This is a genomic window from bacterium, from assembly GCA_020444065.1.
GTDB lineage: Bacteria > Sumerlaeota > Sumerlaeia > SLMS01 > JAHLLQ01 > JAHLLQ01.
Genome location: JAHLLQ010000001.1, coordinates 243,417 through 263,211, shown reverse-complemented (window position 1 = coordinate 263,211; position 19,795 = coordinate 243,417). Strand labels below are relative to the sequence as shown.

At 59.2% G+C, this 19,795-nt stretch carries 18 protein-coding genes; 8 read left to right on the top strand and 10 right to left on the bottom strand.

Going from position 1 to position 19,795, the window contains the following annotated elements:
* Positions 1 to 21 precede the first annotated feature (21 nt).
* From KQI84_01005 to KQI84_00995, 3 genes are read right to left on the bottom strand one after another with little or no spacing between them, the layout of a single operon-like run.
* Entirely contained in the window at positions 22 to 690 is a 669-nt protein-coding gene (locus tag KQI84_01005) for a hypothetical protein (GenBank protein ID MCB2153438.1), read from the bottom strand.
* Positions 687 to 1,379, bottom strand: coding sequence for a CoA transferase subunit A (locus tag KQI84_01000; protein ID MCB2153437.1), 693 nt, complete (start codon positions 1,377 to 1,379; stop codon positions 687 to 689). The genes KQI84_01005 and KQI84_01000 overlap by 4 nt, the downstream gene beginning before the upstream one ends.
* Positions 1,376 to 2,908 carry an aminotransferase class III-fold pyridoxal phosphate-dependent enzyme gene (locus KQI84_00995; protein MCB2153436.1) on the bottom strand — a complete coding sequence of 511 codons (1,533 nt, stop codon included), beginning with the start codon at positions 2,906 to 2,908 and terminating at the stop codon, positions 1,376 to 1,378. Before KQI84_00995 ends, KQI84_01000 begins: the two co-directional genes overlap by 4 nt.
* 471 nt (positions 2,909 to 3,379) lie before the next feature.
* Between KQI84_00995 and KQI84_00990 the strand changes: the two genes are divergently transcribed.
* Genes KQI84_00990 through KQI84_00980 form a run of 3 tightly spaced genes read left to right on the top strand, consistent with a single transcriptional unit; the run spans position 3,380 to position 6,068 of the window.
* Positions 3,380 to 3,847 (top strand): PTS sugar transporter subunit IIA, encoded by a 468-nt coding sequence (locus KQI84_00990; protein ID MCB2153435.1) that lies wholly within the window; start codon positions 3,380 to 3,382, stop codon positions 3,845 to 3,847.
* Positions 3,844 to 4,932, top strand: coding sequence for a hypothetical protein (locus KQI84_00985; protein ID MCB2153434.1), 1,089 nt, complete (start codon positions 3,844 to 3,846; stop codon positions 4,930 to 4,932). Before KQI84_00990 ends, KQI84_00985 begins: the two co-directional genes overlap by 4 nt.
* The gene (locus KQI84_00980) at positions 4,929 to 6,068 is read left to right on the top strand and encodes a glycosyltransferase family 4 protein (GenBank protein ID MCB2153433.1); all 1,140 of its coding nucleotides are present in this window, start codon (positions 4,929 to 4,931) and stop codon (positions 6,066 to 6,068) included. Before KQI84_00985 ends, KQI84_00980 begins: the two co-directional genes overlap by 4 nt.
* Here KQI84_00980 and KQI84_00975 read toward each other — a convergent pair.
* On the bottom strand, positions 6,001 to 6,819 hold the full coding sequence (locus KQI84_00975) for a class I SAM-dependent methyltransferase (protein ID MCB2153432.1): 819 nt from the start codon (positions 6,817 to 6,819) through the stop codon (positions 6,001 to 6,003). The genes KQI84_00980 and KQI84_00975 overlap by 68 nt on opposite strands.
* Positions 6,820 to 6,939: 120 nt before the next feature.
* Between KQI84_00975 and ppk1 the strand changes: the two genes are divergently transcribed.
* Positions 6,940 to 9,228 (top strand): polyphosphate kinase 1, encoded by a 2,289-nt coding sequence (gene ppk1 / locus KQI84_00970; GenBank protein MCB2153431.1) that lies wholly within the window; start codon positions 6,940 to 6,942, stop codon positions 9,226 to 9,228.
* Between the two features lie 11 nt (positions 9,229 to 9,239).
* Here the strand turns inward: ppk1 and KQI84_00965 are convergent, their stop codons facing one another.
* The 4 genes from KQI84_00965 to arsS form a co-directional block, all read right to left on the bottom strand.
* On the bottom strand, positions 9,240 to 10,982 hold the full coding sequence (locus tag KQI84_00965) for an NADPH-dependent assimilatory sulfite reductase hemoprotein subunit (protein MCB2153430.1): 1,743 nt from the start codon (positions 10,980 to 10,982) through the stop codon (positions 9,240 to 9,242).
* Between the two features lie 94 nt (positions 10,983 to 11,076).
* Positions 11,077 to 12,288: an aspartate aminotransferase family protein gene (locus KQI84_00960; protein ID MCB2153429.1), complete on the bottom strand. Its 1,212-nt coding sequence runs from the start codon at positions 12,286 to 12,288 to the stop codon at positions 11,077 to 11,079.
* A 105-nt stretch (positions 12,289 to 12,393) separates the two neighbouring features.
* Entirely contained in the window at positions 12,394 to 12,894 is a 501-nt protein-coding gene (locus KQI84_00955; protein MCB2153428.1) for a hypothetical protein, read from the bottom strand.
* Positions 12,895 to 12,913: 19 nt separating this feature from the next.
* Positions 12,914 to 13,912 carry an arsenosugar biosynthesis radical SAM protein ArsS gene (gene arsS / locus KQI84_00950; protein MCB2153427.1) on the bottom strand — a complete coding sequence of 333 codons (999 nt, stop codon included), beginning with the start codon at positions 13,910 to 13,912 and terminating at the stop codon, positions 12,914 to 12,916.
* Between the two features lie 162 nt (positions 13,913 to 14,074).
* Here arsS and KQI84_00945 point away from each other — a divergent pair, with 162 nt between their 5' ends.
* Positions 14,075 to 14,551, top strand: a complete 477-nt coding sequence (locus KQI84_00945; protein ID MCB2153426.1) for a tryptophan-rich sensory protein — start codon at positions 14,075 to 14,077, stop codon at positions 14,549 to 14,551.
* 3 nt (positions 14,552 to 14,554) lie between these two features.
* Here KQI84_00945 and KQI84_00940 read toward each other — a convergent pair whose 3' ends face one another.
* Together KQI84_00940 and KQI84_00935 are read right to left on the bottom strand one after the other, a co-directional pair.
* Positions 14,555 to 15,529: a flippase-like domain-containing protein gene (locus KQI84_00940; GenBank protein ID MCB2153425.1), complete on the bottom strand. Its 975-nt coding sequence runs from the start codon at positions 15,527 to 15,529 to the stop codon at positions 14,555 to 14,557.
* A 130-nt stretch (positions 15,530 to 15,659) separates the two neighbouring features.
* Positions 15,660 to 16,769, bottom strand: coding sequence for a DNRLRE domain-containing protein (locus tag KQI84_00935; GenBank protein MCB2153424.1), 1,110 nt, complete (start codon positions 16,767 to 16,769; stop codon positions 15,660 to 15,662).
* A 257-nt stretch (positions 16,770 to 17,026) separates the two neighbouring features.
* Between KQI84_00935 and KQI84_00930 the strand changes: the two genes are divergently transcribed.
* The 3 genes from KQI84_00930 (at position 17,027) to KQI84_00920 (ending at position 19,773) form a co-directional block, all read left to right on the top strand.
* Positions 17,027 to 17,233: a hypothetical protein gene (locus KQI84_00930; protein MCB2153423.1), complete on the top strand. Its 207-nt coding sequence runs from the start codon at positions 17,027 to 17,029 to the stop codon at positions 17,231 to 17,233.
* Positions 17,234 to 17,426: 193 nt separating this feature from the next.
* Complete coding sequence (locus KQI84_00925) at positions 17,427 to 18,764, top strand: nucleotide sugar dehydrogenase (GenBank protein ID MCB2153422.1); 1,338 nt, start codon at positions 17,427 to 17,429, stop codon at positions 18,762 to 18,764.
* 4 nt (positions 18,765 to 18,768) lie between these two features.
* Positions 18,769 to 19,773, top strand: coding sequence for a GDP-mannose 4,6-dehydratase (locus KQI84_00920; protein ID MCB2153421.1), 1,005 nt, complete (start codon positions 18,769 to 18,771; stop codon positions 19,771 to 19,773).
* The last annotated feature ends 22 nt before the right edge of the window (positions 19,774 to 19,795 follow it).

Here is a 19,795-nt window from a genome sequence, read left to right as displayed (position 1 = left end):
CTTCCTTTCGTCAAGCTCGTCTCACCACGGCTCGAGATCGTCAGCGACGCGGACATCCGCCGCGATGCCCTCCAGCGCCGTCTCTTCCGTGTGGTCGGGGTGCACGCTGCACAGCGTCATCCAGCCGTCGATCCGCCGGAAGAGCGCGCGGTCTGTCACCAGTGTGTCGACGCACTGTGGAGCCGTGAGTGGCAGCGTGCATTCGGGCACGAGCTTGCCGCGCCCCTTCTTGTCCAAATGGCGGCTGACGACGAGCACGTGATTCGCCTTCTGCGCCAGTTCCATTCCGCCTCCCATGCCGGGTGTCAGCTTGCCCGGAATCATCCAGTTTGCCAGATCGCCACGCAGGCTGACCTCGAATGCACCGAGGATTGCCATGTCGAGATTACCACCGCGAATAATCCCGAAGGATGTTACGCTATCGAAACAGGCCGCGCCATCTATCAAGGTGCAAGCCCTTCCGCCCGCATCGATGATGTCGTTGTCCGGGGTTCCATTCTCAAGCGGCGTTCCCATCCCGGTGAAGCCGTTCTCGGATTGGAACACCACATCGACATCCGCTGGCAGAACACCTGGAACGAAAGTCGGCATTCCAATGCCGAGATTCACGACCATCCCGCTGCGCAGCTCTTTCACGGCGCGCCGGACGATGATCTCTTCCTCCGTCCCCATTTTCTTCCAGAAGCTCATGACGACGCCTCCTGCTGGTGCCGGCGGGGCTGGGCCTGGACGACGTAGTCGACGTACACGCAAGGCAGATGCACGCTCTCCGGTTCGAGTTCACCGATTTCCACGATTTTCTTCGCTTCAACAATCACGCGATCACAGGCCGTTCCCATGGCGACGCACATGTTGCGATTCGAGCCGCGCCACCAGGAATTTCCCGCGCGATCGACCTTATCCGCGCATATGATGGCGACGTCGCCGCGCAACGCCCGTTCCAGCAACACTTCGCGTCCGTCGAGTTCCACACGCTGTTTGCCTTCCGCCACAACGGTTCCGATTCCAATGTCTGTCAGGAAGGCCGGAATCCCTGCGCCGCCGGCTCGAATTCGTTCCGCAAAAATGCCCTGCGGCACAAGCTCGCACTCGACTTCGCCGCGGTTCATCTGATCGATAAATTCCGGGTTCAGTCCGATGTGCGTGGCGATCAGTTTCCTAACCTGGCCGTTGCGCAGGAGCGCACCGATTCCAAGGCCGGGTTCGTTGGCGTCGTTCTTGACAAGCGTGAGATCGCGGATCGTATCCGGTCGATCTGAGAGGTATTCGAGGATGGAGAAAGGCACGCCGCCTCTTCCGAATCCTCCAACCATGATTGTCTGTCCGGATCGAATTGTCGATTCGATCGCGCGCTCGAGTCCCTCTGTACGATCAATCACAGCAGATCACTTTCTTCGACCAGGTCGACGCCCTTGAGATCGTCTGCACCTTCAGACATCTGAGCCGACACGTTGACGGACAAGTCTGGCTGGATGTCTTCGATCTTGCCGATGGCATAATCGGGCAGATGCTCCGCGGTCTCGTAGCGGTGGACCGTACCATCGTCGACATCCGCCGGCTCCGGCTCGAGGAAACGTTCGAGCAGTCTCATCAAGCCCTCCATGGTCCTGTCAAACCGCAGGATCAATTCCTCGATGCCAGCCTCATCCACAATCAGCGGCGGCGCGAGAAGAACATGATCGCCGGAGAGTCCATACAGCGAACGTCTCGGATAGATCAGCAGGCCCTGTTCACGGGCAATGTCCGTGGCTTCCAGCGCAACACGCCAGTTCGGCGGGAACGGCTCGCGCAGACCGCGATCGCGCACGAACTCTACGCCCGCCATCAACCCGCGCCCTCGGATATCGCCGATGATCGGGTACTTGGCCTTCATCTCCCACAGGCGCTCGTGCATGATCGTTCCCATCTTCTGGGCATTTTCAACGAGTCCATCGTCGACGATGGTCATCACGACTTCGCGCGCGATTGCCGCGGACAATGGATTTCCTGCATAGGTATGTCCGTGCATGAATCCGCCGGATTCCAATACCGGCTGCACGACTTCCTCGCTGGCGATGCACGCGCCGATCGGCGTGTAGCCGCCGGACAGCCCTTTCGACACGGCCACCATGTCAGGCGTAATATCCCAGTGCTCGTACCCATAGAAAGTCCCAGTGCGTCCGCAGCCGGTCATGACATCATCGACGATCAGCAGGATTTCGTACTCGTTGCAGATGCGCTCCACCATCGGGAACCACTCGTCCGGCGGAACGGCCGCACCGGTCGATGCGCCGCCGATGGGCTCGGTAATGAAGGCGGCGATGTTCTCCGGCCCCCAGACGCGGATTGTGCGCTCCAGATCACGCGCACACGCCATGTCGCAACTGGGGTACTCTTTCTGGAGAGGACAGTGATAGCAGTACGGTGCCGAGACCTTCGGGAAGTGCAGTTGAAGGCTGCGGAACGGGATGTTCAGCGGAGCGTAAGCCGTTGCCGATAGCGCACCCAGCGTTGCCCCATGATAGGACGGTCTGCGTGCGATGATAAGGTTCTTTCCCGTGCGCCCGACCGACCACCAGAATTGACGTGCCAACTTGATGCAAGACTCGACGGCTTCGGAACCCGAGTTGACGAAGAAAACGCGATTCAGTTCCGGCGGAGATAGACGGGCCAGCAAGTCTGCGAGCTCGTTTGCCGGCTCCGACTCGAACTGTGTTCGATAGGCAAACGCGATCTTCTTCATCTGCTCTTCGGCTGCCTTGATGATGCGCTTGTGCCCATGACCAAGATTCGTGGAGATCGCGCCACTGCAGCCGTCCAGGTACTGGTTGCCTTCTTTGTCGTAGATGTAAATCCCTTCGCCATGATCGGCGATCGGCAGCGGCTTCGGATCCTGGTAGAACAGGGCCGGGCGCTTGTGACCGGGGATACCTTCAGATTCGACCCACTCGCTGGGATAGACCTCGCGGCGGGGAGTGCGATGACCAATCTTCCCAAGAGACACGTGCGGCAATCCTTCTCGCAATAATCTTCCGCATCGCGACAGACACCTCCGCGACACGGTTCGCACCTACCTGCTCCGCTTGTAGGGGCAATAGCAGGCAGGTTTCAAGGCTTTATGACAGTCGCTTGAACTCTATTTTGCGCCTGTCCGGTAGCGATCGGGTTTGATGGGCATAACGTTATTGATTCCAGTGGTTTACCGCCAAGGTCTGGCTCCCATTCTGTTTGCGGCTGCGATGGGGTTGAAGCTCTCTCCGATCGGCCTCGACAGACCGCATCTCGGCCCTCCACCGGAATCGCTTGTGCTGGACCCATCCTGCTCCCGCTTGACCCTCGGGGGGCCTCCCGCGCACTATCCAGGAAATTCACTGGCTCTCCAAGAGGCGGAAATCAACCGATGGCTATTGATCCAAAGAAAATGTTCTCACCGTCACGCGTGGCGGATTTGAAAAGCTCTACCAAGGAGGACGTCCTGCGTGAATTGGTCGATGTCCTCGGCAATTCCGAGCAGGTCACCGATCGCAAGGAACTCCTCGACCGCATCCTCGAGCGCGAGAAGACCCTCTCAACCGGAGTTGGGATCGGTGTCGCGCTTCCTCACGTCAAGATTCCATCGATCAAGGACTTCGTGATCGCCGTGGGGCGCAGCTTCCAGGGCGTCGACTTCCAGTCGATCGACGAGAAGCCGGCCCACATCGTCGTGATGATCGGATGCAACGAGTCCCAATCCGGCGACTACCTGAAGGTTCTCAGCAAGCTGGTCCGTGCGCTGAAGGACGGCGATTTTCGGAAGAAGATCCTGATGGCGAAGACGAATGAGGAGGTCGTGGACCTCTTCATCGAAGCCTATGAGGCCATGACATGACCCAGGACGAGGGGACCGCCGGCCGGGAAGGCGCTTCCCAGCGCCGTGTTGCCCTCGTCACTCTTGACTCGACGGACAAGCAGATTGCCCAGCAGGCGGAGCCCCTCCTGCGGCTGGCATTCCCTGGAATCTGGTTCACCATTACCACGTTCAGTCGTCAGCAGGACGGCGATCTGAAGCGCCATGCGCGCCGCGTGCGCGCTGCCGGTCTTGTCGTCGGTCCGGCTACCGCATCGATCAGTCCTTCCGACGATTGGAGCCTAGCCACCGGTGGCGCCGTTTATGGCTGGGTCGCTCCCGGGCGTGGGGGGGCTCCGCGGTGGATTCTGACACCGGCGCGCGGCGAACTGCACGACGGCCTGGAACTCTCGACCATTCCTTTCAAACTCCAGCGACGCAGCCGGCGTTTGCGCCAGCGCAAAGCCGATGGGGGAGCGGCAGTTATCGCGCTCGACCGCCGCAGCCTGTCCCTCTGCGGCGAGATCGCTGCGCAGATTGCCGCGACAGCCACGGAGCCCGTCGGACTGGCGTTTCCCAGTGTGCACTGGCCGGCCATTTACGAAGAGTGGCGTGCAGCAATTGTCCAGGGACTTGGCGCTCGCTTGATGGCTGAGAGCCGCACTCTTTCGCCGGAGGAAGCAGCATGTTTGCTCGTCGCCGGCGAACAGGCTCCCACTGTCACGATTACAACAGGGATGACGGCACCTCCCATCGCCGGCGCATGGGCCGCGCTGCATACTCCCGCGCTTGTGCCCCGCATCCTGTGCGGTCCCCAGTTGCGAGCGGCTCAGGTAGGCCACACCGGACTGCCGCGCGACCGCCAGCCCGGGCCGGTAGGCTTTCTGGCTGCTGCTGCCGCAGTCCTGTTCCTCCTTGGCCGACGAGCAGAGGCGGCCAACCTGTACGCGGCGCTTTCCGAGCTTGTTTCCGATCACGAGCGTTGTCCTGTCGAGGCCGGTGGGGGAGCACCCGCCGAGGAGACAACGAAGGCCATTCACGCGCTGTTGATGAAGCACGTTGTTCCCTTGGGTTCGGAGGACGATTCGGAGCCGGCTCCTGAGTCTCTCGAGGACGCCCAGGCGTGAGGCATCTTGTCATCGACGCGCGCACGATTCGGCCGGGCGCCACGGGTGTTGGTCATTTCGTCGCGGGGTTGCTCATGGGCCTCGGTGAGACGGCCAGCGCACATGGATGGCGTGTCACGGCGCTCCGGCTTGCCTCGGAAACCGCCGGTACCTCCTCGTGGGTTGAAGACACTTGGAATAATGTCACCGGCATCGAGGTCGTCGATGTATCGGCCGACTACGAAGTTCACCCTCAGGGCGATTGGTGGCTGCAGGCTCGCATCGGCGGGTTGATGAAGCGCCTGCATGGAGATGTGCTTGTCAGCCCTGCCTTTGTTGGTCCGGTTGGGCCGCGTCCGTTTGCTCGATTGTTGATGATTCTCGATACGATAGCCTGGGAATGCCCGGGCAATTATCCGCGGAAATTCGCCTGGTACCTCCGCACAATGACGCGTTGGAGCGCTCGCTACGCCGATCACGTCGCGACAATTTCGCCGTTCTCAGCGAAGCGGATTCTGCATCTTGGCATCTCTGGCAAAGGCCCAATCGGAATCGTACCTTGCGGAATCGATCCGCAAGTCTTCTGTCCTCTCAAGCCGCGCACCAACAACGACCATCCGCGACTTGTGTACGCCGCCTCCATTGAACCGCGGAAGAACCACGAAATCCTATTCCAAGCGCTGCGAGAAGCGCCCTTGCGTGAGATTGTGCCGGAGCTTGTGCTCCTCGCGCGAGCGAACAAGGACCAGGAGCTCTTCCTCCGGAGAACAAGTGCAGGAATCTCCATCCGTCGCGTTGAACCCGCAGACGCCTCGGAAGTTGCCGAATTCACGCGCCAGGCGGATTGTGCCGTGTTCCCCTCACGCTTCGAGGGCTTTGGTTTGCCGGTGATCGAAGCCATGGCGTGTGGAATGCCGCTCGTCGCCTCGGACATTCCGACAAACCGCTGGCTGACCGGCGATGGGAGAACGGCGAAGCTGGTTGATCCAGACGATTCGCGCGAATGGGCAGCGGCAATAGCAGACGCCTTGAAACGAGGGACGGAGACAGTGAAACGCGCTGAACTCGGAGTTCGTCGCGCGCAGCAATTTACTTGGCAGAATGCCGCTTTGCGTTTGCTTTCCGAGGCCGATGTTTGCCTTCGCCGGGCGAAATAACAAGCACTCCAAACCAGGCATGCTTGCGGAGGGACGGAAGAGCCCGAAACAGCACGCGATCGATTCTCAGAAACACACCTTCCAGAATGCGCGCGATCTTCGGGTGGGGGAGTGCGAATTGAAACGCGGATGCGAAAAAGCCGAGGAAGTACATCGGTTCGAGCCGCGCCTGGCGTGACTTGCCCATGCCTTTGCGAAGCGTACGAAACTCGGCGGGACGGAAGTAAGTTGTGATCTCTGTCCAGATTTTCGGCGCCAGCAGTCTCCGATAGAGATTCACAAATGGATTGCGACGCATTGGTTCGATGAAGGCAGCGCGACCATCGCGCGCGAGAACGCGTCCACATTCGCGAGCGGCGTGTGGCAGATCCGTGTGAATGAGGACGCTCTTCGTGAAAAGTCGCTCGACGGCGCCGTCAGCAAACGGAAGCGTTTCGCCTTTTGCCACCACGAAGTGAATTCGATCCTCGAGCCCGAGCCGTCGGACGGTTTCGCGGGCTGCCTTCATTCGCGGAACGCTGAGATCGCTGATGACGACTCGCGCCCCGCGGCGTGCCAACAAGATCGCACCCAGCGCAAGCCCTCCGCCCAGATCCACCGTCCACTTGTCTCGCAGCGGTTCCATCGCGTCCAGTGCCAGCCGCACGTCGGCCGTTTCATACAGCGCAAGCTGCCGCTCCGTATCGACTTGAGACTCCTCGCGGCCGAGGTTCGCGGCGTCCAGGGTTTCGCTCCAGTGTCGGGCGTTCATTTCCCAACGATCGGAGCCCGCCCCGCCCGGATTCACTTGCCATTGCCTGTCTGCCGAAGCCATAATACTTGCCGTTTCACACTGTAGATCAGTTGAAGAGTTTGTCAGGAGGACGTCAGAATGGCTTATCGGGATACCAAGCACTTCGTCGACCGGGAACTCTCCTGGCTCGCGTTCAACAAACGCGTGCTGGAAGAGGCCCAAGATCCCGCAACGCCGTTGTTCGAGCGCCTCAAGTTCCTTGGCATTGTCGCCACGAACCTTGACGAATTCTTCATGGTGCGCGTCTCGGGGGTGCAAGACCAGATCTTCTCCGGCGTTCGTCGGCGCACGCCTGCGGGGCTTTCGCCTTCCGAGCAGTTCAACCTCATTCATCAGGAAGCGCACGCCCAGGTCGATGCCCTTTATGATTGCTTTCGCGAAGAAATCGTTCCGCGGCTGGCTGATGAACGAATCCTGATCATGCATCCGTCGTCGCTATCGCGCAAGATGCAGAAGCACACTCGCGAGTTGTATGCGAAGGAGATTTTCCCCGTTTTGACACCGCTGGCTGTGGACTCCGGACACCCGTTTCCGCGTCTGAAGGGTCTGTCGCTGAATGTCATCGTTCACCTGGAAGGATCAAAGCGCGTTCGCTCGGGCGAGCCGATGATCGCAATTGTCCAGGTGCCTTCGGTGCTGCCTCGCTTGATCGAGATTCCACCGACGCAGGGACGTCGACGATTTGTTCTTCTGGAAGATCTGATTATCGAGAATCTCTCTTCCCTGTTCCCAGGACTGAAGGTCAAAGAGGCCGTTCCCTTCCGCGTGACTCGCGATGCAGATATCGAGTACAAGGAAATCGACGCCGAAGATCTCCTGAAATACATCGAGACGGAAATTCGCGAGCGTGAACGCGGCATGGCCGTCCGATTGCAGATCGGGCACAAGGCGTCCGAGCTTCTCACTGGGTACCTGATGCGGATGCTCGGGCTGAACGACCTGCAGGTCTATCGCGTGAACGGGCCGATCGCCGTTTCCGAACTTTCGGTTATCTGGGGACTGGACAGCTACGACCATCTGAAGGTCGCGCCATTCCAGCCAAACATCCGCAAGAACCTGCGCCGGCACGGCAGCATGTTCAGTCGCATCCGTCGCCAGGACATTCTGCTCCACCATCCGTTTGAATCATTTGCACCGATTGTCGACTTCATCCGTGACGCGGCAAACGATCCCCAGGTCCTCGCCATCAAGCAGACACTCTATCGCACGAGCGGCGATTCGCCGATCATCAAGTCGCTGATTCGCGCCGCTGAGAACGGCAAACAGGTCACGGCCCTGGTTGAACTGAAGGCCCGATTCGATGAGGAAAACAACATCGTGTGGGCGCGCCAGTTGGAAGAAGCCGGCGTCCATGTCGTGTACGGCCTCGTTGGTCTGAAGACGCACTGCAAGGTCGCCCTCGTGGTTCGCAAAGAAGGCGACGCAATCCGTCGCTATGTCCACATGGGAACCGGCAACTACAATCCATCGACAGCGAAGCTATACACGGACCTCGGCATGTTCACTTGCGACCAGGGGTTCTGCGAAGACGCGTCGGAACTGTTTAATATGCTTACGGGCTACTCGCATTCGCCGCGTTGGCAACGCATCATCGTTGCCCCGGAGCACCTGCGCGAAAAAACGACGGCGCTCATCGCGGCCGAGCGCGAAAAGGCCGAACGCGGCAAACCCGCTCGCATTCGGGCCAAGATGAACTCGCTCGTCGACCCGGACATCATTGTTGAGCTCTATCGCGCCAGTCGTGCCGGTGTGCAGATCGACATCAACATCCGCGGTATTTGCTGCCTGCGCCCCGGCATCAAGGGCATCAGCGAGAACATTCGCATTTGGTCAATCGTCGATCGCTTCCTGGAGCATAGCCGCATTTTCATCTTTGGTGAAGACCCCGACACGAAGGTTTTCCTCTCCTCGGCGGATTGGATGGACCGAAACATGGATCGGCGCATTGAGGTCATGTTCCCAGTCAACAACGCGGATCTGAAAAATCGTCTGATCAACGAGATCTTCGCATCATGCCAAAAGGACAACGTGAAGGCGCGCTACATGAATTCGGATGGCAAATACCGCCGACCGAAACTCCGTTCTGGCGAACAACCCTTCCGCAGCCAGGAAGAACTCTTGATGGTAGAAGCCGTCGAGAGCAGCGGAGAAAAGTGGGAAGGTGCTTTGCCACCGGAGGAACTTGCCTCCGAACTGAGCAAGCGACACAAGGGTGGAAGGCGAACGACTTCCAAGTCCAAGGGGAAGCGCGCGCAGCGCACGCCGAAGGTCAAGAAAGAGACTGCGGCCAGTAAGGCAAAAGAGCTGCCGAAGGAAAAGGCCGCCGAAACGGCGGCCCAGCAGAACTCCACGACGAATGCAAAGTAAGACAGAATCCGTCAGGCCGATTCCGCAACACGTTCAGCGAGTTTCTCCGCGCCGATGCGATGAGACCAGTCGCCAAAGGTCTCACCGTCGGCGCGTTCGCTCTTCCAAATCGAGATGAGCCGTGAAATCGTGGGGGCGAGCTTGTCCTCGGGCAGCGTCTCGATCATCAGCGTGTTCATCCGAGTGCCTGTCTGGCAGCCACCAACATAGACGTTGTACTTGCCCGGGCCACGGCCGATCAGCCCGATCTCCGCTGTTTCCGGACGGGCACAACTGTTCGGACAGCCGGTCATGCGGATGGTGATCTCGGCGTCGCTGTGCCCGGCATCCTCGATGGCCTTGATGATCGCCGGCATCGCGCGTTCCGCCTCCGAAAGCGCCAGCCCGCACAGAGGCAGGGCAGGACATGCCATCTCCAGCTTTCGCAATTCCGAGATGTCTTTTCTCGTCGGGATGGAATACTGCGCCAGCATCTCGTTGACCGCATTCACATCCGCGTCGGCGATGCCGGACAGAACGACATTGTGATGCGGCGTCAGGCGGACCGACGGTTTGAAACGTTCAATGATTGCGCGCAGCCCGCTCTTGAATTGAAAGCTTCCCTCGAAGTCCCGTACGCGACCGTTCTCGACCCAGATTCCGATGTAGTTTTTTCCATCGGCCTGCTTGTGCCAGCCCAGATAGTCAGGCTGGCGTTTCGGAACAATGTTCTTCGCCGCCGGAAGATCGTTGCCGTAGTACTCAGCGACCTTTGCGCGGAAGGCATCCACGCCCATTCGGTCGATCGTGTACTTGAGGCGCGCCTGTGTGCGGTCTTCCCGATTGCCGAAATCGCGCTGCACCTTCACGACAGCCTCGACGATGGCGATGAGTTCATCGGGCGCAGCAAACGTTATGTGCGTCCCAAGCCGAGCGTAAGTATGCGGCTTGCTGTGACTGTGCCCGAGGCCACCGCCGCAGAGCACCTCGTAGCCGACGATTCGTCCTTCAGAATCCAATTGCGCAATCAGGCCAAGATCCTGTGTGTACACATCGACGGAGTTATCAAACTCCGTGGCGATACCGATCTTGAATTTGCGGGGCAGGTAGGCGTCTTTGTAGATCGGCTCCTCGACGGGCTTGCTCGGGGCCTTGGATTTGAACGTCACAGTCCCGTCGGAGTTTACTGTCACCTTCTCATCGTCGAGCCACAGGTCAAAGTAGGAACTCGACTGAGGCAGAAACCGGTCGCTGATTTCCTGCGCAATCGTGACCAGTTCCGACGCGCAGTTCGCAAACGCTGGATCGACGTCCGCGATGGCAGGAGCCATTACGTTGCGGACAACATCGCCACACGCACCCCTCGTGTGCATGTCGGCCAGCCGATTCAACTCGTGAATCAGCGTGCGCAGGTTGCCCTTCACGACGCCGTGAAACTGAAATCCCTGCCGCGACGTGATTCGCATATCGTCCTGGCCAAGGGACGTCGCAAGGTTGTCACAGATCAGGTATTGTTCCGCACTCATGAGTCCGCCCGGCGTCTTCGTGCGAACCATCATCTTGTAATCCCGCCCGAGACCCGCCTTGCGGCGTTCACGGCGAGCGTCGCGATCGTCCTGCTGATACGTGCCGTGATGCTTCAGCAGTTGAATCGCATCTTCCGAGAAGTGATCCGTCGGCTGCTCGAGTTCATCGGGTATCGGACCGTAGAGTCCGTTGCTGGCGAGCTTGATATGCTCGACTTTGCTGAGCTTCTCGTTGTTGTCCTGCGTCATGGTGCGATCCTTCCGGGTCTTTGGGCGAACAAATCCTCTGGGGCTCGAATGTGTCCCATGGTTGCCCGCGAATTCAGGCGAATGTTCGCCGATTTCAGCTACTGAAGTCGGTCAAGGAACTGCGCAGCTTTACCACCGCTTCGTCGATATCATCGCGAGTGATGATCAGCGGTGGCAGGAAACGAATCACGCGATCGGCCGTGCAGTTGAAGAGCATTCCATGACGACGGCCGATGGCCACCATGTCCATGGACGGCTTCTTCATGATCAGGCCAAGCATGAGTCCCTTTCCGCGGACGCCCTCGATCAGATCCGGGAACTCAGACTTCAGTTCCTCCAGCTTCCCCCAGAAGTAGCAGCCCATTTCGCCGACTTGGCGAAGCAGGCTGTCCTCGAACAACACATCACACACTGCCAATCCAGCCGCGCAAGCCACCGGATTGCCACCGAATGTGGAACCGTGCGTTCCTTTGGCAAGGTGCTGGCCGTACTCGTCCTTGACGAGAAGCGCACCCAGCGGCAGCCCGCCGCCGATGGCTTTTGCGATCGGCACGATGTCCGGCTCGATGTCGAGGTGCTGGTAGGCCATAATGCGACCCGAACGACTCATGCCGCACTGCACTTCATCGACAATCAGTGCCGCCCCGCGCTCGGTGCAGCGCTCGCGCAGACCTTCCAGGAATTCCTGCGTGCACGGATGGATTCCGCCTTCGCCCTGGATGGTCTCGACGAGCACGCCGCCGACCTCGTCGCTCCAGACCTTGTCGACACTTTCCAGGTCGTTCAGCTTTGCGAACTCGAATCCTGGTGTCAGCGGATCGAATCCCTCGCGAACCTTCTTGGACCACGTTGCAGACATTGACCCGAGCGTTCGACCGTGAAAGCTGCCCTCGAACGCAATCACCTTGTGGTGACCTGTGCCGCGAGTATTCCGAGCCCAGATGCGAGCGGTCTTGATGGCAGCTTCGGTCGCTTCCGTTCCGCTGTTGCAGAAGAAGGCGCGCTCCATGCCGGTTGCTTCGGTCAAGCGCTCTGCCAGGCGAATCTGCGGCTCGATCAGAAATGCATTCGAGCAGTGGATCATTTCCTTTGCCTGGCGCGCGATCGCCTCGACGACGGCCGGGTGCGAATGCCCCACGTTGTTGACGGCGATGCCGGCCAGGAAATCGAGGTACTCATTCCCGTCCGCATCCCAGCAACGCGCGCCTTCGCCGCGCACGATCGCGAGGTTGCGCTCGCCGTAATTACCCATCAGGACGTGCGCCGCGCGCTGGGCCAGATCCGAGTTTGTCGATGTCGCTGTCATGATTCTCCTTATTCCCTACCAACCTGGTAGGCATTTGGCCCTAAGTGCCCCGGGCCACGAAAGGGAAACCCGGACTATGACGGAGGGAAAAACGGGCGGGCGCTCTCAGGCTGCCCCGATGCGGGCGTACCAACTGTCCGCGACTGTTGTTTCGAAGCGACCGCTTTGCAGTTCATCGAGCTGCCCAAGCAGGTGATCGAAGACCACAGTTTCCGGCGTGATCCGCCCCTCATTGCGAAGCTCCTTGAACTGGAGATTATTCATCATCGAGACACTGCCATCGATTCTGACGGCCAGCCGAGGGGCGTTCAGCATTCGTTGTCCGAGCTGATTCTCGAATCCCAGCAGAACGTGCGTCAGTTGATCCTTCGTGCAGCCGGAGACGTCGCCTTCCGCCGGAACGTATGCGATCGCGACGAAGTGCCCGTCCTCGAGCAATTCCGCGTCGCCGGCGGAGACAACGCCGCCCTCTTTCCACTGATCGATCAGCGCCCGGAGGACCTCGAGCAGAGGTGTCGCTTGTTGCGAAGAAAGTCCACCCTCGATCGGAACGATCCGAAGAACGGCCTCACCTGGGAGGCCCGACAGAACTTCCAGTTTGGTCATGATGATTCTCTTTCCCGTATCAGGTCAGTGCTCCGCCACAGGACGATCCGCAACCCGCCGTGCATCCCAGACAATGATCGTCTGTTGCGATGTTCAGAGCGGCGACCTGCTCCGCCGTCATGTCGAAAATGCTCTTACGCTCTCCGCCGCCCAGCGGCAAGGAGAGCATCTGATTGAAGTCGCAATCGTACAGATACCCTTCGTGATCGACTGACAGGTACGCGCGGCACATGAGCCCTTCGATGGCGCCTGGATTGAAGGCTTCCTCCAAGCGCTCCATGTACTCATTCAATTGGCCGGCGCGCTGCAGATCGCTACGGAATCGTCCAATCGGCATGTTCGTGATCGTCAGCAAGTTGTTGAATCGAACCCCGAAATCTTCCCACAGCCGCTTCCGATAGTCCGCTTCAAGCACGGCTTGGGAGGGAGGCAGAGACGGACCGCCGGGATTGTAGACCAAATCCAAGCGACGCCGCTCGCCGGGCTGGGATTCGCCTTCAGAGATGCCGAATCCTAGCTCGTTCAGCATGCGCAATCCATCGATCGAGCCGTGGAAGACACCGTCACCGCGTTGCTTGTTCACATTCTCCGCCGTGTAGCAGGGGAGAGATGCTACAATATCGACTTCACTCTCGGCGAGAAACTCCGCCAGACCCTCCTGCCCGGGTTCGGACAGAACCGTCAGATTGCATCGATCGATCACTCGTTTGTCGCGCGCACGCCCCGCCTTGACCAGATATCGGAAGGCTGGGGATAACTCTGGCGCACCGCCCGTCAGATCCACCGTGTGGATCGAGGGCGTGGCGTCCAGGAACCGGATGCAGGCCTCGGCGACCTCCCGAGACATCAACTCCGTCCTCGTCGGGCCGGCGTTCACGTGGCAATGGCGACAAGTCTGGTTGCAGAGACGCCCGACGTTCAACTGCAGGACTTCCAGCGGACGGCGCTTTAGCCCCTCGCCGCATCCTGTCAGAAGAGCGTCAAAGCGATTGGTCTCGTTTTTCGTCGAATTCGGCATGAATTGTGGTTTCTTCCCCGCAAGATCCTGAGGCGAGGAGTAACAAGAATTGCGCCGCCCTGAGCTTGTTGCCCTTGTGCCGGTGCGGGGCTGCGCCCGAAGCTCTCTCAAAGGACATTTGCGGGCCCCTGAAAGTCAACCGCCCGCTGGGGAACTGTGCGAATGAAAAACAGGCGTGAGTGGATTGGTCTGGGAGTTTTCTTCCTGGCTGTCTTGGTGGCAGCCCTGATCGGCGGATACTTCACCTCCCTGTCGGTCGACGATTGGTACCGCGGACTCCGCAAGCCGGGGTTCACCCCGCCAAACTGGGTATTCGGGCCGGCGTGGACCATTCTCTACATCCTGATTGCGATCGCCGGCTGGCGGATCTGGATCAGACGCGGCTATGACGGCGCGCGGCGGGGGATGGCATACTATGTCGGCCAACTGGTCTTGAATGCCTCGTGGTCAATCTACTTTTTCGGCATACGCAGTCCGTTCATGGGTCTGGTTGTGATTCTCCTCCTCATCGCTGCGATCATCGGGACAATCAACCAGTTCCGCCTCTACGACAAGACCGCGGCGTGGCTCCTGGCGCCCTACCTGGCGTGGGTCTGCTATGCGACCGCACTGAATGCGGCGATCTGGATGATGAACTGAGATTCAAGAGTCGGCGGTGGATGTCCGAGCAGCCTTCGCCATCGTGAAGTACCGTCCCACGAACGCAAGTCCCGCCGCAGCCGGAACGACGTAGCGCAGCGACACCAACAATCCCACACCCACCAGCAAGGCGCGGGGGTTCGCTGCAGATCCGAAGATCGCGACGATCGCCCAGTCTCGGACTCCGATCCCTGCAACGGCGATCGGCAGCAGTCCTGCGAAGATTGCGATGGGTACGCGCGCCAGCACGCCGAACAGGCCCGCATCCGCATGCATGGCCTGGAAGAAGCAGTAGATCTGCAGCAGGTGCAGCAGCCAGATGATGAAGCTCCACACGATGATCTTGCCGCGACGATCGCCTGAGGCGTGAATCACTTGCATCACGCGCGGCCCCGCCTCCAGGAGATGTTCGATCTTCTGGAACTTGCGGTTTCGCTGCACAAACCCGGGCACGACTGCATAGAGGATACTTCGACCGCGGGGGATGAAGTAGACCGAATAGACGACCGCGATAATGACGAATCCCAGCCCCAGCGTAGCCAGAACCCACCAGGCCAGATTCGGTGCCAGTATCCATCCGATGATCATCCAGGCACTCAGCGCGGCGAGATCCATCAACTTCTCGAACACTACAATCTGAATGCCGTCCTCGAGGCGGCAGCGCCCCTGGCGGAAGAGGAAGACGCCCTTCGCCAAGTCGCCCAGTTTGCTGGGTAGGACCAGGTTCAGGCAACTGCTCGCCAGGACCTGGCGGCCGGCTTCGCGCCAGTCGATCGGAGCAACCGGGCGCGCGATCAGCGTCCAGCGATACGCAATCGCGAATGTCTGGGGCAGGAAAAACAGCAGTGCGACCGTGAACCAGATGAGATTGGCTCGACTGATCAGGGACCCAAGAGTCCGGACGTCAACGCTGGCGATCAGGACGCCCAGCAGCGTTACGGAAACCATGATCGCGATCGCGCGTTTTTTCCACTTCATGGGCGATTGCCTCCAGGCCCAAAAAGCGTTCTAGCGCAGACCGATCTGCCGCAAGAGCAAAGGCTGGCAAAACAAGACCGGCGGAGGCCGAAGCCCCCGCCGGGAAATGCGAAACTCTCATGGAGTTCGGTCAGTAGGCCTGCCAATTCTCGACATTCGCGAGGGAACTCTCGTAAGTTACAGACAGATGAGGCTTCGATCCATCCGCCGCGCCGGATTCGGACGAGTAGTACCGGATCGCGTTCTGGGAAGAACCCTCATCGCCGATCAGTATCCAACCGTAATTCGAGGTCGATCCGTCAATCCAGTCCTGAATGTCGGCAACCATCTGTGCGCTGGTCCAGGTGATCGTGTTGCCAACGGCCGAGTTATTGACGTCTGCCGAGGCGCTTTCGGTTCCGATGTAGTCGCCACCGTCCGTAATCCAATCGACACCGCCCTTTCTTGCCTCGAACCAGGTCGCATCATCGTTTTGGGCGGTTGCACCGTTGCCTTCCGGATCGGGGGCATCCACGGTGCCCTCGCCCCAATCGGTCGTCGCCACGTGGAGCTTCTGGGTCGTCGTCGTTTCCCAGGACGGATCCATCGACACGGTCATCGTCAGGCTTGCCGAGAGGATCGTTGAGCCTGGGGGAATGCTGGAGAGATCGTAAGCCAGGAAGCCGCGTCGCGCGGAAGAGGAACTATTGTTCCCGACGAAGATATGCTGGCCACCGCCATTTGAGAGGTCGCCGGCCTCGTAGATCGTCGTGTCGCGCGTCCCGGAGTAACTGTCGACGCCTTCCTCGAACGCAGACGTAGTCGGCGTCGTGCTGGCGATCGTTAACTGCGGGTCGTTCTGGCCGGAGAATTGGCCGTTGTAATAACTTCCCCCGCCATCTGCGTAATATGTCACCCGAATCCGCCCTTGGGCCGTATCGATGTTCGGAACTTGCCAAAGGATGCTGCCGTACTGATCGGCTGCTCCGGTGTAAGGAATTCCGCCCTCAAGCAGCGTCCAACTCCCGCCATCGTTGCTGGAGAATTCCACGTCGATGTAGCCTGGACCGTGCGAGATGTAGACGTTCCAATCGATATCCACGAGTTGCCCGCCGTGGAGAGTCGCCGTGCCATCCGGCGAAAGGAGATCCATGTGCGCCGATGCGGAGGTGGGGGAGAAGAAGATTGCCAGTGAGAAGATGAATGAAAACGCTAAGATCGCCCGTCGCTTGATTACCAATCCCAAATGAAAAGCGGACATGAATGCCTCCAACAGAGTGATGTAGAACATGCTGTTTTGACCATCGGAGCGAATAGCGATCCAACGAATAACCTCCAAAATCCCCAGTTTTCGACATCTGAAGCTGTATATGCAGGTTCGTTGAAGTAGAAATGCAGAATGGAATAGCGGTTTAGCCCCTCAAAGCCGGAAATGACTCGATCTGGGAAATGGACTTTTGTCAAAATTGCCATGAACAAGTGTTGACAGCATGGCCCTCGCGGAATCATGTTTTCGGTATGAAGACCTCGGATCCACAATCCTCCAGTCGCACTTCCGCCTCCCGTTCCGGAGGATCGGCGCCGGAGCGTCCCGTATTCGAGGAGCAGGCCCCGTGGGTGACGGGGCTGATTCTCTTCGCCAGCCTACTTCTGGCCCTGCCAGCCTTTCTTCAGGTTGTTGGTTGGATCGAGAAAATCTGGCTTAATCCGACCGATTGGCGCTGACCCCCCACGTTCCTGTGGTTGAATTGGACCGCTTCCCTCTCGGACAGCGGTAATCCGCGTTGACGCCGAGCGCCCGCGACCCCGAATTGAGGGGTTTCAGACAGGGTTGATCGTGCCGTCCTCTCGCGGATCTGAGAGACACCTGTCCGCAAATGTGAGACAATAAGTCCTTTAGTGAAAGAGATCTTCAGCAATGACCCAGAGTGTTTCCGCAAGCGCACGCGACGAGATGATTGCAAAGATTCAGCAGAGGAAGGCAATCGTCGGTGTCGTCGGCCTTGGATATGTCGGGCTTCCCCTTGTCATCGAGTTCGCCCGCCAGGGCTTTGACGTCGAAGGCTTCGATATCGATCCGCAAAAAGTCGAGTGCCTCGCCGACGGACGCTCCTATATAAAGCACATCTCCAACGATTCGATCGCAGAGCTGAAGAACACCGGCCGTTTCCACCCAACCACCGATTACTCGCTGGTCACCCGGTGCGACGCGATTCTCCTCTGCGTGCCGACGCCTCTGACGCGGAATCGTGAACCGGACATGTCTTACATCGAGATGACCTGCGAGGCCGTGGCGCCCCACATGCGCAAGGGCCAGATGGTCTGCCTCGAATCGACCACCTACCCAGGGACGACCGAAGAGGTCATGCTTCCGATCCTGGAGAAGGGCTCCGGATTGAAGGCAGGCGACGACTTCTACCTCGCGTACTCCCCGGAGCGCGAAGATCCCTGCAACGCCAAGTTCTCTACTTCAACGATCCCGAAGGTGGTAGGCGCCATGACGCCGGAAGGCCTCGCGATCGCGACAGCGCTCTACGATGCCGTTGTCGTCAGCACTGTTCCCGTCAGTTCCTGCGCCGCGGCGGAAGCGACCAAGTTGGTCGAGAACATCTTCCGCTGCGTCAACATCGCGATGGTGAACGAGCTCAAGGTCGTCTTCCATAAGATGGGCATCGACATCTGGGAAGTCATCGACGCGGCCAAGACCAAGCCGTTCGGCTTCATGCCGTTTTACCCAGGTCCCGGTCTGGGCGGTCATTGCATTCCAATCGATCCATTCTATCTGACCTGGAAGGCACGCGAATACGATATGCCGACCAAGTTCATTGAACTGGCCGGCGAGATTAACACGCAGATGCCCTACTATGTCGTGCAGCGCACCATGGAGTCGCTGAACGAACATGCAAAGGCATTGCGAGGCAGCAAGCTGCTGCTGGTCGGATTGGCCTACAAATCTGACGTCGACGACATGCGCGAGAGCCCCACGCTCAAGTTGATCGAGCTGTACGAGCAGGCCGGCGCGGTTGTGGACTATCACGATCCGTTCATCCCTGAGATCAAAGAAAACCGCGAGCACCCAAACCTGACTGGTCGCAAGAGCGTGCCCGTCGAGAAGGCCGGCGAGTACGATGCCGTGGTGATCTGCACGGCCCACAAGGCCGTCGATCATGACAAGCTCGCGCAGGTCGCCAAGCTCGTTGTCGACACACGCAACGCCTTGGGCGGCTCGCCATCGGACAAGGTCCGTAAGGCCTGACGTCATGAAAGTTCTGGTTACCGGCACGGCCGGGTTTATCGGATTCCACCTCGCTCAATCGTTGATTGATGACGGTCACGAAGTCGTTGGCGTTGACAATTTCAACGACTACTACCCGGTCGTTCTGAAGCGTGCCCGCCACGATTTGCTCGAGGCGCGCGAGGGGTACGTCGGCTACGAAATCGACGTGGCAGAACATGCTCGACTTCTGGAGATCGTTCGGACCGAAAAGGTCGACACGATCTGCCATCTGGCAGCGCAGGCGGGCGTCCGCTATTCGCTGCAGAATCCTTTCGCCTATCAGAAGTCGAATCTGGAAGGCTTCCTGAGTATCCTCGAAGCGACCCGACAGGCGGAGCTTCCCCGCCTCGTCTACGCCTCCAGTTCCAGCGTCTACGGCGGGAACAAGAAGATGCCGTTCAGCGAGGAAGATTCGGTCGAGCACCCGATCAGCCTCTACGCCGCGACAAAGCGCGCCAACGAATTGATGGCGCATACCTACACGCACTTGTACGGTTTCCAGTCGATCGGCCTCCGGTTCTTCACTGTTTACGGACCATGGGGACGCCCGGACATGGCCATCTGGCTTTTCACCGAGGCCGTGTCCCGTGGGTTGCCGATTTCGGTGTTTAATCACGGCAAGATGGAGCGCGACTTCACCTACATTGATGACATCATCGCCGGGGTGAAGGCATCGCTGACGGCCGACACGCTCGATAAATACGAGATTCTCAACCTGGGCAATCACCAGAGCGAGAAGCTCATGGACTTCATCAACGCAATCGGGAAGCACCTTGGCAAAGAGCCCATCATGGAGTTCAAGCCGATGCAGCCTGGCGACGTGCCGGCGACCTATGCCGATATCAAGCGCGCCAGCGATAAGCTCGGCTTCTCGCCGGTGACTGGGATGGACGAAGGCGTCGGTCGCTTCGTGGCATGGTACAAAGAGTGCAATGGACTGACCGATCAAGTCTGGCAGGATCGCCAGGAAGCGAAGCGCTCGCGGTAGTTTCGAGCCGTATCCTCTCCGC